Genomic DNA, 14963 nt, shown 5'->3' with positions numbered 1-14963 from the left:
AACCGTGCCGCCGCTTAGGCGGCGCGGCCCAGCGCCCGAACGGTCTGCAGTTGCTCGATTCGCCACAGCAAGGCTTCTCGCTCGCGTGCATGCTGGCTGATGCAGCGGGACAATTCGTTGCTCAACCGTTTCACCTCTTCGACGGGGCTTTCCTGCATCGACCAATCCGCCAGTTGCGATTGCAACGTGCGGATCTGCTCGCCCGATGCGTCATCCCGCTGTTTCAGTGAGTCCCGCTCGGCGATCCGTTCCCGAAGCTGCTGCTGCAAACTCTCGATCGTTTGCTGTTGGGCCAATTGGGCTTGATGATGACGCTCGCGGAGGGTGACCTGGTTCTGCTCCAACTCGGTCACCTGAGCTTGCCACTTGGCCGCCAGCTCGGCTTCCAGGTCTGACCGGAACGCCTCGACATCGCGCTCCTGACGGGATTGTTCCAGCTGTTCCAATTGTTGCGATTTTTGGTCCAGCGCTTCGGTCTGTTGCGAGATCGTGTGTTGGGCGGTGGCAATTCGATCGGCGGATTCGGCCAGTTGCGACCGCAGCTCGGCCAGGTCGGCTCGCAGTTGCACGTTTTCTTGTTGGTGATTCGATGCGTCGTGACGCAATTCGCTCAGCGTGTCCTCGAGCAGTTCGACGCGATCGGCCTTCGTTTCGCCAGCGCGCTGGAGTTCGGCCAGCCGCGTATGAAGCTGATCGATGGTTTGCTGAAGTCGATCGTTCTCGGTCGACGAGGCGGTCACCGCTCGTTGACTGGCCGCGAGCGCGTGTTCGAGTTCGGTGACTTTTGCCTGATCGATGCCGTTGAGCTGCGAATCGCTGTGTTGTGCTTGTTTCTGACGCTCCAGCTCGTCCTCCAGTCGTTGCAGTTCCACGGCATACTGCTGCTCCGCTTCGTTGGCCCGCAACAACGCGTTGGCGTCCGCTGCTCGGGCGGCGGATTGGATCTCGCGAATCTGGTGATCCCGTTCCAACCGCATCGACTCGGCCCGATCGGCGCGGTCCTTGGCATCGGCGAGTTCGGTCTGCAACTTCGTGATCTCGTTCGTCAGATCAGCGGCGCGATGCCTCAGCTGGTCATTCTGGCTGGCCAGTCCCTTGTTTTCTCGCCGGGTCTGTTCCAACTGCCGTTGCGCCTCGGTGGCGAGCCGCTTGGTCGCATCGATCTCTTGATCCTTGGCAAACAACGACGCGTCGAAATCATCCGACGTGGACTTCAGCCCCGCAACGGTCTCGATCAGAGACGTTTTCTCTTCCGAGACCGCCTCAAGCTCGGCCTGCAGTTGCTCGATTTCCGATTCACGTTTGTCCGCAAGATGATCCAGGTCGGCGTTGATCAGCTCCACGATTTCGTGGTCGGTTTGCAAGATCCCGACGGTCGCCTCCAACGTCTCGATTTCATCCTCGCAAACCGCGAACGCCTCGGAGGTTTTGGAACGGAATCGGGCGAATTCGTCGACCAGTTGCGTGTAGCGGACGCGTTCCCTTTCGTGTTCGGTCTCATACCATTCGCTCAGCTGGACGGCTTGTTCTTGAGCGGTTTTCCAATGTTCCAGGATCTCGTCCTGGTCATCCATCTGCTGTTGCAGCGATTCGATCGTCGCGAGCTGTTCCGCGATCGCTGCGTGGTGCCGATTGACGATCGAGTCGTGGGCGCGTTTCAATTCTTGTTGTTCGCTGGACGCGGCAAGCGCAACGTGCTTCAGTTCATGTTTCAAAGTCGCGATGTGACGGTTCAGGGCGTGGGCGGCGCCGCGAGCTTCGGCAAGTTGTTTGTCGATCGCCGCGTTTTTTTGCTCGCGGTTTTCCTGTTCCCGCTGCGATTCATGCTGCAACACCGCGATTCGTTGTTGCAGCGTTTCGATCTTTCCCACCCAGAAGTTTTTCTGTTGCGCTAACGCCTGCTCGGTCCGCCGGCGGATTTCGGTGGCTTGCCGATTGTTCGCGGCATGGGCGGAAGCGAGTCGATGGCGCAGGCGTGCGATCTCGGCATGATAGGGACGGAAATCGTACGGACGGAAATCGGTTGCCGGCCAAGCTGCCGGTCCAAACCCTGCCGCGTCGTGCATCACCTCGGGAGAATACGGCCCCGCACGACGATCGCCCGGATACAACGGGGCTGCATCAACCGGGCCGGGGGGCATGCCGACCGGATGCGTGTCGTAGGCCTGCTCAGCAGGGGCGTGATTGGTATGCCGGCGATCGTCCATCGAATGATCCCATCCCTGGGAAAGTGTTTCGCACCGCGAGATCGAAAGAGCTGTGTTGACGCGCACCTTCGCGGTTTCCTTGCGCGTGAAACATACGTCAGCCCGTCCGCCGAGTGGAAGGTCAGTTTCACGCCAGGGTTTGACAGCAATGACACAGGGGCAATCGCCCCCCCCTCGCCGCGTTTCAGCCCGTACGCACCAAGTTAGAAAGTCACCCTCCCTACAAGGCGGTTCTTCGTGGATTTTAATGGCTAATCACTCAGGACCCAGGTTTTTCGAGGCATTGCTGCGATGTCCGAATGGGTGTTGGACGACAACCGCTCGGTTCAAACGCCCCTCCGTTGGCGCGGGCCGGTGGAGGGCACGAAGCACCTTCGCCGCATCGCAGACCAGGTGATTCCTAGGCGGGTTGCTCCTCCGCAGAGCCCGTCTCCGCTACAGCTGGCTTCGCCATCAGACCGAACAGAACCATCGGACATCGCAGTCATCCCTCAAAAAACCTTCCCCGAGTATCCGAGAGCAGCCACTAAAATCCGCGAAGAACCTAAAAGGGAAGATGACTGCAAGTCTTGCGACCTATCTAGACACCAATGCCCGGCAGGAGGATCGAGCAAAGCGGGGGGCGGTCGGCTATGATCTTGGTGGCTTGCCGGGACCGCTGGTTCGGTCGTGTGTTTCCTTTTTTCGTGGCGGAATGTGATGCGATTTGCTGTTTTGATGATGGCCGTTTGGGCCTCCGTCTTCCCTTCGATCCGGAACTCGGTCGCGCAGACGACTTCGGCGGACAGCCCTGCCGGCAACGAAAAAGTGGCGGAGATCTTTCGCACGTTTTCTGCCAAAGGCGCCCAGCGCGACGAGTCCGAGCTGACGCCGCCGGATCAGATGATCGACCGACTGCGGCTCCGCAGCGACGTCCAAGCCGACTTGATCGCCCATGAGCCCGAGCTTTCGCAGCCGCTATTCCTGTCCTGGGATTCGCGCGGTCGGATGTGGGCGGTGCAGTATCGCCAGTACCAATACCCTGCCGGGCTGAAGGTCGAGCGTTTCGATCAATACCTGCGGGCCGTCTACGACAAGGTGCCCGAACCGCCGCCGCACGGCGCCGCGGGTGCGGACAAGATCACGGTCTTCAGCGATACCGATGGCGACGGCTTGTACGACTCCGGCAAGGACGTCATCACGGGACTCAACATCGCCACCTCGGTCCAAGTCGGCCCGAACGGCATCTGGGTGTTGAACCCGCCGTATCTGCTGCACTATCCCGATGCCGACGGCGATGACGTTCCCGACGGCGACCCGGAAGTCCATCTCTCGGGATTCGGACTCCAAGACACGCATTCGGTTGCCAACAGCTTGCTGTGGGGACCGGACGGTTGGCTGTACGGTGCCAACGGCAGCACCACGGCCGGAACGGTCAGCTCACAAGCGACCAAGGGCGTTCGCTTTGAAGGCCAGTGTATTTGGCGCTATCACCCCGAAACGAAAGTGTTCGAGATCTATGCCGAGGGTGGCGGCAATACGTTCAGTTTGGAGATCGATTCGCACGGGCAAGTTTTCTCGGGCACCAACGGCGGTAGCAAACGCGGCTATCACTATCCGCAAGGCAGCTATTCGGACAAGAACTGGGGCAAGCACGGTCCGTTGACCAATCCCTATGCCTTCGGCTATTTCACCGGCATGCCGATGAAGGGGGACACGCGACGGTTTGCCCAAGCCTTCATGATTTATGAAGGCGGATTGTTTTCGAAAGCCTTTGATCGATCCATTGTCGCGCCAAATTCGTTGCACAATCTGATTTGGAACAGCCGTCTGATTCCCGATGGGTCGACCTATCGCACCGAAGACGTCGAGAATCTCGTTGAAACCGACGATCGCTGGTTCCGGCCGGTGTACGCCGGCGCCGGTCCGGACGGTGCGGTCTATGTGGCAGACTGGTATGACACCCGACTGTCCCATGTCAATCCCGTTGACGACTGGCACAAAAACAGCGGACGGATCTACCGCATCCGCCCCAAGGGATCCCATCCTGTGTACCGCGCCGGCGATCTCACCGAACGGTCAAGCGACGAATTGATCGCCCTGTTCGACTCGCCCAATAAATGGCTCCGCCGCCGCGCCGCTTTGGTCCTCGGTTGGCGCAACGACAGCGATGCGACCGAGCCCCTGGTGGAACGTGTCGATCAATCGGGTTCGCTGGAATCGCTCTGGGCATTGAATCTGATGGGAGAACTATCGACCGAACGGGCCGCCGATTGGTTGCGGAACGACAATCCCCACATTCGACGTTGGACCGTTCGGCTACTGGGAGATCGACGTGAAGGCCATCGGCAACTGGTTTCGCTGGCGGAAACGGAATCCGATTTACAAGTCCGCAGCCAACTTGCATCGACGGCCAAGCGGATCGACGGCCCGACGGGATTGGCAATCATCGACCGCCTGACGCGACGCGACGAGGACGGAAACGACCCGCATCTGCCGCTGCTGTATTGGTGGGCGGTCGAAGCCCATGCCGACGATTGGAATGCGATCCAAGCGTTCTTTTCCGACGACACGTCCTGGGACCGCCCGTTGGTCCGCCAACACCTGCTCGGCCGCTTGGCCCAACGCTACGCGGCCGCCGGCACCGCGGCCGACATGGACCACTGCGACGCCTTGGTGGCGCTGGCCCCGGACGACGCGACCCGTGAAATTTTGTTGGTCGGATTGACCAAAGCGTTCCAAGGCAGATCGATCCCCGAGTTACCCAAGCGACTCGACCGCGCGTTGTCCGCCTATCAAGAATCTCGCGGTGAGTCCGGGGCGGTGCTGGCACTACGCAGCGGTCGCCAGGGCGCCGCGGATGCTGCAGTCAAACTGTTGCGTGACCGTTCGACCGATCTCGGATTGCGAATCGAAATCGCCTACACACTCGGCGAACTTCAGGAGCCCAAGAGTGTGGATGCCCTGCTGCGGCTGGCGACGGGGCGTGAAACCAGCGAACCGGCGCTTCAGCGTGTGGCGATCAGCACGCTGGCCAATTTTGACGAGGCCCGGATCGCCGCCGGGCTGATCGGCGCGTTCTACGGAAAAATCTCACGCGAACACGGCCTCCGCGCCGCCGCCTGCCGAACCCTGGCCAGCCGCGCCGCCTGGGCGGATCGATTGCTGGAAGAAGTGATTCAGTGGCGGGTGCGAGTCCCCGAAGTCCCCGAAGACGTGATCCAGCGGTTGCGAACCTACGAGGATCCGACATTCGTCGCCCGAGTCGAACAAGCCTTCGGCAAGGCCGTGACGGTTTCCTCGGCGGATAAGATCGCGGAGATCGAGCGGCTGACCGATTTGCTGAGCCATTCCGCCGGCGATTCCGAAGCAGGTCGAAAGCATTTCATGACCAAGTGCGGCACCTGCCACAAGTTGTTCGGCGAAGGCAAGACGATCGGTCCGCCACTGGACGGTTACGAACGGGGCAGTTTGAAGTTTTGGTTGCCGGCGATCATCGAACCGAGTCTTGAAATCCGCGAAGGTTTTCAGTCCTACATGGCGTTGACCGATGACGGCCGCGTCGTCACCGGCATGATGGCCGCCCAAGATCCCAAAACCGTCACCCTCCGCACCGCCGATGACCAGACGGTCGTTCTCGTCCGCGAGGACCTGGAAGAATTTAAAGCGATCAAGACGTCGTTGATGCCCGAACAGGTCTTCAAAGACATGACCGACCAACAGATCACCGACCTGTTCGCGTATCTGATGTTGGGCACCAGGCGATAATCGGCATCGATTGCCCGCTGACCCTTTTTACGCCGCCCACGTCATTTTGAGAGCGTTGCCGTCACGTATTCGCCTGCGCCTGCGAAGAACAGCGGAGAGTTCTTCGAATGCAGGAAGGGTGCAAAATCCCTGAAGTCGGCGATCGTCGTTTCAAAATCATCGTCGGAAGGACCGTCGTTGCCTGAATCCACTTGAAACGTCACCGTATTACCCACCCTGGTGATCCGCACGAGATGAGGCCCCGTAGTCGGCAACTCTCCGACCTCTTCGTCACCCAGCTTGAAGCGATTGAGTTTGACCTTTCCCGGTTCGTTTCGCATGTGGGGAGAATGCAGCCGCAAATACACCGAGTCTTTTAATCCGTTGTAGTGAAGATCCGCGACGCCGTATCCGATGCCAATGTTCGCCACCATGTCTTCGTGTCCGAATTGAACGACAACCTCGAAGGTGAAATCGTCCATACCACAGCCGATGTCTTTGGTAAAAATCACGCCTTGGTCACGATAGGTGAACTCGTTGTAGCCCTGAATCCGAATGCCGCCGGATTCCCCTTTCTGATAGCGTGATCGGGTCGTGAGAAATGATGGCAGGACTCGAGAACTACCCAAACTCTCTACATTTCGGACCACCCCGGCAAGACCGGGGCGATTCGCTGCACGGCCATCGGTCGCCGAGGCGAGCGTACGGGTCAAACTGATCGAGGTGGAAGTTGCCACGACAATTCGTCCGGTCTGCACATCGATCAATCGGACGTAAGCGATGCCCCGCGTGCGACCACTGGGGACAATTTTACCCGCCAGGACATGTGTCGCCCCTGTCAAGTCGCCCAACTTTTGCGCTGTTTTGGGATCGAACAGGGGTGTGTTGTGTACGAGCAACTCCCCCAGAACTTGCCCCAGTGAGCCACGATCGACGACGGCAACTTTTCGGTTGACGAGTCTGGTCGTAATCTCTTCAACCATGACAAGTGTTTCATCAACAGATTCTCCGTTCTGGTCTCGGATGGGACAAACCGCGACTCGCAGATCGAGATCGGGTTCGACTTCATCACCCACCTGTAATTCGGGCTCCAGATTCCCGACCAATTTGGCTTTGCAATATTTTTCTTGCACTTCGGTGACCTGAAGTTCGGCAATTTTCGGACGTTCGACCGCCAACACCTCGCCGCTAACCGGATCTTTGATTTCCCCTTCATTTCGGAAAACGGTGAGCGTTGTGTCTTCACGAATTCCGCTGTTCGTTCCAAGGGTGATGTAAACGACCTGCGACGACACCTTGGCGATCCGGCCGGGCGATTTCCTCTGTGCCGCAACTTGTCCGATCTTCCAACTCAACATTTCTTCCAATCCGATCGACTTCACCGCGTCATCGAATGCGAAGGGTGTGATCACCTCTTTGACGTTGCTTCGCTCAAAGCGGACTTTGGTATTGGTGTCAATGTCTTGGATCGTCACGGTCTCGGTGTCTCGGCTGACGAGCGTACCAATAATGGGCTTGGAGGTATCCGTCAGCAGCACCTTGTACAGAGGGGGCGAAGCAACCTGAGCCGTCACCGGGGAGCAAACGAGAATCCCGAGCAGAGAAGCTCTCAAGTATCGAGCAAACGCCAGCGAGCGAATGTTGTGAGAAAGCATGGGCGATTGACTTACCAGGGCTGATGAAATGGAAACCGTTCAATGAGGCGAGCGGCTGCTCAGAATCGACGTCATTTCGAACGTTCTTCTTCGTGGCAGAACGTCATGCACCGGGGTGGAAGGTGGACGTTGACCAGGAAACGCCCGTCTGAACGAAACGGGAGCACCACTGTCGTGCCGCATGAAGACGAAGGATGAATCGGGCCAACATTGTAGCGACGAATTTGCAAGGGCGTCAAACTTACCAAAAAGGTGTCCGACACCTTTTTGGGGGAATGGGCAACTTGCGTCCGGTCCGGCGAGTCTGCCGACGCGCGACCACTTGGACGCTCGTTTCTAGCGTTTCAAGAACCGCACATTGACGGGCGTGCCGACGGTGATTTCGCTGCCGGTCGGCGAGAGGGATCCCGTTTCGGGGTCGATCTGCAGCGACACGACGTTGTCGGAATTTTGATTGGCAACGACGACGAACTTGCCGCTCGGATCGATCCCAAACCCCCGCGGGATTTCCCCTTGTGTCGGTTCGTTTTCGATCCATTGGATATCCGCGTTAGAGGCGTCGATCCGAAAGACGGCGATCGAGTTGTGGCCTCGGTTGGAAACGTATGCGGTTCGTCCATTGGGATGCACCAAACACTCCGCCGTGCTGTTGCCCGGTACCGCCTGACCACCGGGAAGCGTCGAAGCGACCTCCAGCATCGACAGGCTTCTTGCCGCATCGTCGTAGCGCAGCAACGCAACGTCAGAGGTCAATTCCAGGTTGGCCAGTGCAATCTTTCCAGCGGGTGTGAAACAGAAATGGCGGGGGCCTCCTCCGGCGGGCATCTTCAGCGATCGCTGCTGCGACGGTGCCAGCTTCCCCGATTCGGAATCGACGTCGTAGATCACAATCTGGTCCATCCCGAGGTCGGCGACGAAGGCTTGGGTTCCGTCGGCGTTGTAGTTGATCGAGTGGGCGTGCGCTTCCTGCTGGCGACGCGGGTTCACGCTGCTGCCGACGTGCTGATGAAAGGAAGCGATTTCCCCGAGCGAACCGTCGTCGTTGATCGGAAACGACGCGCAACTGCCGCCGCTGTAGTTGGCAACGCCGAGAGACTTGCCCGATGGATGCACCGCCACATGGCAAGCGGCCCCGCCACGCGTCGACCGCTGGTTGAGTTGTTTTAGTGTGCCGTCGTCGCCGATGGAATACGCGACGATGCCGACGGAATCATCGTCGGTCCAGGGCGTTTCCGAAACGGCATACAGCGTTTTGCCGCCGGGAGCGATCGCGACAAACGACGGGTTGTCGGCTTTGGCAGCCAACCGCGGCTGCGAAAGTGCGCCGGTGGCCTCGTCGAGCGTCGCAACATAGATCCCTTCGCTGGCAGCGTTTCCGCGTGTGTACGTGCCGAAATAGACAAGCGTCTCCGCCGAGCACATCGTGCCGGCCAGCAGAAGATACAATAGGGCCGCGAGTCGCATGGTGATTCTCCAGGATAAAAATGGAGTCGCCATTGTAGCTCGCCGGCGAACGTGGAGTCGCGGATCGCAATCATCCACTGTGCGATTCGTGGCGACGCCTTGCCAGCCGTGGATCAATCCGATCATCCTGCCCGCATTCTCTGAAATGCACCACTCATTGAATCACGTTGAGAACGAGTCTGATGCGCTACCTTTTTTCTGCCCTGCTTGTTGTGCTCGTGTTTGCAAAGACAGGTTCTACCCAACCGGTGGAACCGTCGACCGCACCAGGCGATCGATGGATCGCGGAGTATTTTCGCGCCGAGACACAAAAGCTGACCGATCGAACGTTCGCCGACATCGAGACGCTGGAAGACTGGACCAGTAAACGCCCTGAGTACCGCCGCCAGATGTTGGAGATGCTCGGTTTGGATCCGATGCCCCCCAAGACGCCACTGGAACCTGTGGTGACGGGCACGCTGGAAGCATCAGGCGTGATCGTCGAGCGATTGCATTTTCAATCGATGCCGGGCCTGTACGTGACCGCCAATTTATACCGGCCGAGCGTGCAAGATGACAAACTCCCGGCGATTCTGTATGTCTGTGGTCACGGGGGCGAACGGCACGACGGCAAGAGCCTGGGCAATAAGACGCACTATCAACATCACGGCGCCTGGTTCGCGCGAAACGGCTACGTTTGTCTGACCATCGACACGGTCCAATTGGGTGAAATCGAAGGCATTCACCACGGGACCTATCGTGAAAAAATGTGGTGGTGGAACAATCGCGGGTATTCGTCGGCGGGCGTCGAGGCGTTCAATTGCATCCGCTCCCTGGACTACCTGCAATCGCGCGACGAAGTCGATGGAGATCGCATCGGGGTCACCGGGCGCAGCGGCGGTGGGGCCTATTCGTGGTGGATCGCGGCGATCGACGAACGCATCACCGCGGCGGTCCCGGTCGCGGGGATCACCAGTTTGAAAAATCATGTCGTCGATGGTTGTGTCGAAGGCCATTGCGATTGCATGTACATGGTCAACACCTACCGCTGGGATTTCCCGATGGTGGCCGCGTTGGTCGCACCGCGTCCGCTGCTGATTACCAATTCCGACAAAGACCGCATCTTCCCGCTGGACGGTGTCGTGGATGTTTATGCGAAAGTGCAAACGATCTATGACCTCTACGACGCCCGTGACAAACTGGGACTACAAATTTCCGAAGGTCCACACAAGGACACGCAAGAACTGCGCGTCGCCGCATTTCGTTGGATGAATCGTTTTCTACGCGACGACCAGACGTTGATCGAGATGGCCGCCGAGCCGCTGTTTGAAAAGCGTGACTTGAAAGTCTTTGAGGAACTGCCGGAAGAACAGCGCGTGACGACGATCCACGAGAGCTTTGTGCCCAAAGCGGACTCGGGCGCACTCGATACGGACTCTCCCGAAGCGGTCCGGGCATTGATCGATCGGTTGAGACAACGAACGTTTCGGGGCTGGCCCGATTCGCCCGAGTCCCTGGATGTCCAGTCGATCGTGACAAACGCGCCGTCGTCCGACACGCGTGTGATCGAGTTCACCAGTCAATCGCCGTTTCGATTACCGATCTACGTGGTGCAACCGGACCAAGCCCCAAACGCCCCGCTGGATGTCGTGATTCTGGACCAGGATGGCTGGAAGAAATGGGCGGCGGGCTTGGCGGTGTTGTTTCCCGATCATGTGCCCGGCGCGAAACCCGACTCGGAAGTCGCCAAGGCATTGCGACAGATGACAACCGATCGCAACACAGCTTTCCTCGTGCCGCGTGGGATCGGACCGACCCGCTGGACCGATGACGAACGAACGCAGACGCACATCCGCCGACGCTTCATGCTGCTCGGCCAGACCCTGGCCGGCATGCAGATCTACGACGTCATCCGCGGCTTGGAAACGCTGCGGCAAACGCCCGGGTTGGAAAAGCCGATGGTCTCGATCAAGGCCGAGGGAGACGCTGCGTTTTGGGGCCTTTACGCGTCCCTGTTCGTCGATGGGATCGATCAATTGAAACTGGAAAATCTGCCCAAGCGAAATCGTGACGCGCCGGATCTGTTGAACGTCAGCCGCTTCGTTGAACTTGAGGACGTCGTGGAAGCGGCGACCACGCGATTGGTCAAAGAGTAGGGCATGCTGTGCATGCCGGGCGAATCGCCTTTTGCCCAAAGGGCATGCATATCCATAGCCTGGGGCATCGCCCCAGGGATCAATTGCGATTGAGGCATATTTGGCCAACGGCCATGCACAAGATTCGATTTTGACGAGGCGTTTGCGTATGGCCGTTGGCTAATCCTTCTCGTATGCGTCCAACGGACCTGGGGCGATGCCCAAGGCTATGGATGTAAACGGCCGTTGGCCGAAACCGTCCACGCAAACCAGACCAAAAATGCGAAAGATGTGTAGATACCGATGCCCTTTGGGAGGGTCGCGGAGGCGTTTGCGCCTGGACCGGAGAGGGTGCTTTGGCGTCGTTTTTGGCATCGGTGGCTGCGGGGCAGCGGAAACCCTCCCCTCGCTGCGCTCGACCCTCCCGCACACGGGAGGGTTGCTTCTTAACTTGATGCGTATGCCGCTCGCTGCGCTCGACGCTCCCGTAAAATGGGAGCGGTGTTTCTCAATCCATACCTTGACCGTCAGTGGTCGCCTTCGTGAACAGGCGCAATCAGGGCACGCAATTGCTCAGCTGCTTGATCCGGTCGCTCGGCGTAGAAAAATCTTTCGGCAAGTTGTAGACGCAACTCGTGCTGGACGATCGGTGAATGCACACGGTCGAGCATGCCGGCAAAAAAGTCCGCGGCTGCCTCGGGTTCCATGAATCGCGACGCCATCTTGATCGCATCCAATGCCGCTTCATCGGCCTTGGACACCGATTGCGACAAGCGTTTTTCAAGTTCCATTTCGGCGATGCGAAGTTCCAGGCGTTGGCGGTGCAGCTCGAGTTCACGCATTTCAAGCTCCATCGCTTGCAGGTTTTGGTCACGCTCGCGCTCTTCCTGTTCGCGACGTTCCATCTGCTCGCGCTCGTGCAATTCGCGCTCGTGCATCTCAAGTTCACGCTCTCGCTCACGCATCTCGCGTTCGCGCACCTCGCGCAGGCGTGATTGACGCCTTTGCATTGCAAGCCTGTGCATCTCACGTCCATGCATTTCACGTTCAAGCATCTCACGTTCATGCATCTCACGTTCTTCGGCTTCTTCACGATTTCCGGGGCGGTCACGCGTGAGCCGTTCATCATCGGGACGACGCCTCTCGGCGCGATCGTCATCCCGCGGTCTGTGATCTTGCTCGGATGTCTCGCGTTCACGGGCCTCTGCTTCGCGGGCCTCCGCTTCACGGTCATCGGCTCGGAGGGGCGTGGGCGTGAACAGTGACGCGACAAGACAGAATGCCAAACCGGCGAACCAGCCCGTTGTCAACGATCGATCGGTGAGGGTCATGTTGGGACCTGCAATTGGGGAATCGAGTGGAGGGAACGATGATCGCCATCGCAATGACCTCGGCATCCTGACGATCACGAACGCTACCGCAACAATCTAACCGGTTTGGGGCGGGTCTGCCGGAGCGACAGGACGCCGGGTTTGGCACCCACCCGACGGCGACAACGAAAAGGAGGCCGCAATCAAAGGAGGCCGCAATCAATCGTACGGGCATCAGTGTGGGTGTGCAGGCTGAGGAGACCGTCCAGCTTAGGACGACCGGTTTTTCGAGTACGACGGCCCTTCCGGGCCGTCGCCCGTGGGGCCCTGCGCGACGACCTAGAACGGACGTCGTACAAACGGGTCCGCTGACCGCATCACACTCAATCGACGAGATCCTATCGCCACTGGCACACCGTTTTCCGAATCAGCCTACGGAGCCAGCAACGCGGCGCCAGACGCTTTGGCCCACCGCGAGTGATACGTCCCCAGTCGCTGGGGCGTGGTACCGTGTGGCATGATCGTAGAAACGAGTCCGATGACGCGGTCGATGTCGTCCCACAAATGTTGCGAGGTGACGGCGGGGATTTGATTGAATGCCGTTCGATCGTAGCGTGACGTCGGCATGGACTCCAGCAAGAACTGAACCAGCGGTCTGCACCACGCATCGATGGCAACGGCCGATGCGCCCAGCGCGATCAACTTGGCAACGTCGCGGGCGCTGACTTCGCCCGGCACGACCCACAAGGGTTTGTCCGCGAAATCGTGTTCGGCCATCAATCGACGCGTCTTGGTGACCAGCGAGGCCAGCTGCAGCCCCTCGATTTCCGGTTGATTCATTCGCACGATCAAGCCATCGGGGCGGGAAACCAGCGCCGCGGCAATCTCCTCTTCCAAACGGTAGCAATCGATCGACACAAAGACCGCGGCCGAGGGTGCCAGCAGCCGCAGTTGGTCGAGTTTCGTTCGGGCTTGTTTCAGCGACACGACATCGGTGGGAAAGGAACCGGTGGCAACATAACCCCCGCCACCGATCGTCAAACCTTCCGGACCGCCTTCCCAACGACTCATTTGGTCGGGTGAATAAGCGAGTCGTCCCGAATCACCCCGCGTCGCGGCCAGCCGAACATCGATGATGCGTGTCTCGTCGAAATCGGCCGGCGTGAATCCATACCGTTCGGCGCGATAGGGGGTCATCCGGGGCAAAAATTGCGGTCGCGGTGCATCGGTGGCGGTACTCTCGTCGACCGGGATTTCCGCAAACAATTCACTCGGCTCTTCGTCACTGGCGATGTCGCGGCGAAGTGCCGAAACCACCACATCCAGGTTGGCCACCGACGCGGCCAATCGTCCGGCAACGTCGCGCGGCAATTGAATCCAGGGCGGTTCGTACCAGAACAGCGGCAACTCCAATCGAACCGCGGTTCCATCGGGGCGTGCGATCGTTTGCGATGCCGGATGCATCGGGCTGGTCGCCCACACCGACGCCGAGAGTGGCGGCAACAGTTGAAGCGAACCGAGTCGGTCTGAATTCACACGTGATCCTTTCTAGATGCTACCGCCAATTGGGAACCACTTCGCCGCGCGCCGCATTTTCCGCCGCCAGTTTCGCGACCGGGACGATGCGGCGAAAGTCCGTCGCGTCGCCTCGAATCCCCGCGCTGATCAGCAGCAATCCCAGTTGGACCTCCTGCTTTTTTCGCAGCGGTGCTTCCGTGACGCCGGGAGTCAAGCTCGCCGCCTTGCCCCGAATGAACACCGCCACGTTGCTGAGCGGATTGCCCAGGTTGTTGCCCGCATCACCGCCGATCACGATCGTCCCCGCCAAGGCGCCCAGTCCGACATCGTTGCCGACATCGCCGCGAACGAAAAGTCCGCCGCCACGCATCGCGCCGCCGGTTCGATCCCCGGCCGAACCATAGATGCCCAGGGTGCCGCCGGTCATCGCCGTTCCCGCACCGTGGCCGGCGTGCCCGCGAACCCGAATCGATCCGCTACACATGCCTTCGGCCACCCCGTGCCCGACATTGCCGAATACTTTGATCACCGTTTGGGAGTTGTAGGCAAATGCGTAGTCACCCAGTGAACCGCGGACACGCAGTTTCACCGGGTGATCGATCCGCATCAGCGCGGCGTGTTGCCCGTCCGCCCCCAGGATCTCGACCCTCGGTAATTTTTCTTCATCCCCTTGCAGGGGCACCGAACGAATCGCCGCAAGAAGTTCCGCGTCGAACAGCTCCTGCATTGAGAATTCGTGATCGATATCCGGCAAATTGGTCGAATCGACCGATTCCTGGTCAAACCCGACCATCGTGTCGTGCGTCGAATCAAGCTGCGGTGCTTCGTCGGGCAACGCGTCGATCGGCAGCGCATCGACAGGCAGCGTCTCGCTGGGCAGCGTCTCGCGCGAAACCGATTCCGCCGGCGAGGAACGCTGCGGCGTTGGCGTTTTGGCCGATTGCGGAGGTTTGGGAACGTGCGGCATCG

Annotated in this window: 8 protein-coding genes; 2 read left to right on the top strand and 6 right to left on the bottom strand. The window is 59.4% G+C overall.

Annotation, left to right across the window (positions count from 1 at the left end; all coding sequences use genetic code 11):
* Positions 1–14: 14 nt before the first annotated feature.
* Complete coding sequence (locus tag Enr13x_RS11785) at positions 15–2207, bottom strand: coiled-coil domain-containing protein (protein WP_145386234.1); 2193 nt, start codon at positions 2205–2207, stop codon at positions 15–17.
* 699 nt (positions 2208–2906) lie between these two features.
* Between Enr13x_RS11785 and Enr13x_RS11780 the strand changes: the two genes are divergently transcribed.
* Complete coding sequence (locus tag Enr13x_RS11780; protein ID WP_231744225.1) at positions 2907–5954, top strand: PVC-type heme-binding CxxCH protein; 3048 nt, start codon at positions 2907–2909, stop codon at positions 5952–5954.
* 41 nt (positions 5955–5995) lie between these two features.
* Here the strand turns inward: Enr13x_RS11780 and Enr13x_RS11775 are convergent, their stop codons facing one another.
* Positions 5996–7588 carry a hypothetical protein gene (locus Enr13x_RS11775; RefSeq protein WP_145386233.1) on the bottom strand — a complete coding sequence of 531 codons (1593 nt, stop codon included), beginning with the start codon at positions 7586–7588 and terminating at the stop codon, positions 5996–5998.
* 336 nt (positions 7589–7924) lie between these two features.
* Complete coding sequence (locus Enr13x_RS11770) at positions 7925–9052, bottom strand: lactonase family protein (RefSeq protein ID WP_197455968.1); 1128 nt, start codon at positions 9050–9052, stop codon at positions 7925–7927.
* Positions 9053–9234: 182 nt separating this feature from the next.
* Here Enr13x_RS11770 and Enr13x_RS11765 point away from each other — a divergent pair, with 182 nt between their 5' ends.
* Positions 9235–11187, top strand: a complete 1953-nt coding sequence (locus Enr13x_RS11765) for an alpha/beta hydrolase family protein (RefSeq protein ID WP_145386231.1) — start codon at positions 9235–9237, stop codon at positions 11185–11187.
* Between the two features lie 506 nt (positions 11188–11693).
* Here Enr13x_RS11765 and Enr13x_RS11760 read toward each other — a convergent pair.
* The 3 genes from Enr13x_RS11760 to Enr13x_RS11750 form a co-directional block, all read right to left on the bottom strand.
* Positions 11694–12497: a hypothetical protein gene (locus tag Enr13x_RS11760; RefSeq protein WP_145386230.1), complete on the bottom strand. Its 804-nt coding sequence runs from the start codon at positions 12495–12497 to the stop codon at positions 11694–11696.
* A gap of 411 nt (positions 12498–12908) precedes the next feature.
* Entirely contained in the window at positions 12909–14012 is a 1104-nt protein-coding gene (locus tag Enr13x_RS11755) for a hypothetical protein (RefSeq protein ID WP_145386229.1), read from the bottom strand.
* 19 nt (positions 14013–14031) lie between these two features.
* Complete coding sequence (locus tag Enr13x_RS11750) at positions 14032–14961, bottom strand: tributyrin esterase (RefSeq protein WP_231744224.1); 930 nt, start codon at positions 14959–14961, stop codon at positions 14032–14034.
* Between the last annotated feature and the right edge of the window lie 2 nt (positions 14962–14963).

The organism is Stieleria neptunia (genome assembly GCF_007754155.1).
In the GTDB taxonomy this organism is placed as follows: Bacteria; Planctomycetota; Planctomycetia; order Pirellulales; family Pirellulaceae; genus Stieleria; species Stieleria neptunia.
This window is presented reverse-complemented; position numbering and strand designations above follow the sequence as displayed.

What these genes read in the sequence shown, in the direction of transcription:
- Enr13x_RS11765 (WP_145386231.1), top strand. Translation starts at nt 9,235, where the DNA reads ATGCGCTACCTTTTTTCTGCCCTGCTTGTTGTGCTCGTGTTTGCAAAG.
- Enr13x_RS11775 (WP_145386233.1), bottom strand. Translation starts at nt 7,588, where the DNA reads ATGCTTTCTCACAACATTCGCTCGCTGGCGTTTGCTCGATACTTGAGA.
- Enr13x_RS11770 (WP_197455968.1), bottom strand. Translation starts at nt 9,052, where the DNA reads ATGCGACTCGCGGCCCTATTGTATCTTCTGCTGGCCGGCACGATGTGC.
- Enr13x_RS11750 (WP_231744224.1), bottom strand. Translation starts at nt 14,961, where the DNA reads ATGCCGCACGTTCCCAAACCTCCGCAATCGGCCAAAACGCCAACGCCG.
- Enr13x_RS11780 (WP_231744225.1), top strand. Translation starts at nt 2,907, where the DNA reads ATGCGATTTGCTGTTTTGATGATGGCCGTTTGGGCCTCCGTCTTCCCT.
- Enr13x_RS11760 (WP_145386230.1), bottom strand. Translation starts at nt 12,497, where the DNA reads ATGACCCTCACCGATCGATCGTTGACAACGGGCTGGTTCGCCGGTTTG.
- Enr13x_RS11785 (WP_145386234.1), bottom strand. Translation starts at nt 2,207, where the DNA reads ATGGACGATCGCCGGCATACCAATCACGCCCCTGCTGAGCAGGCCTAC.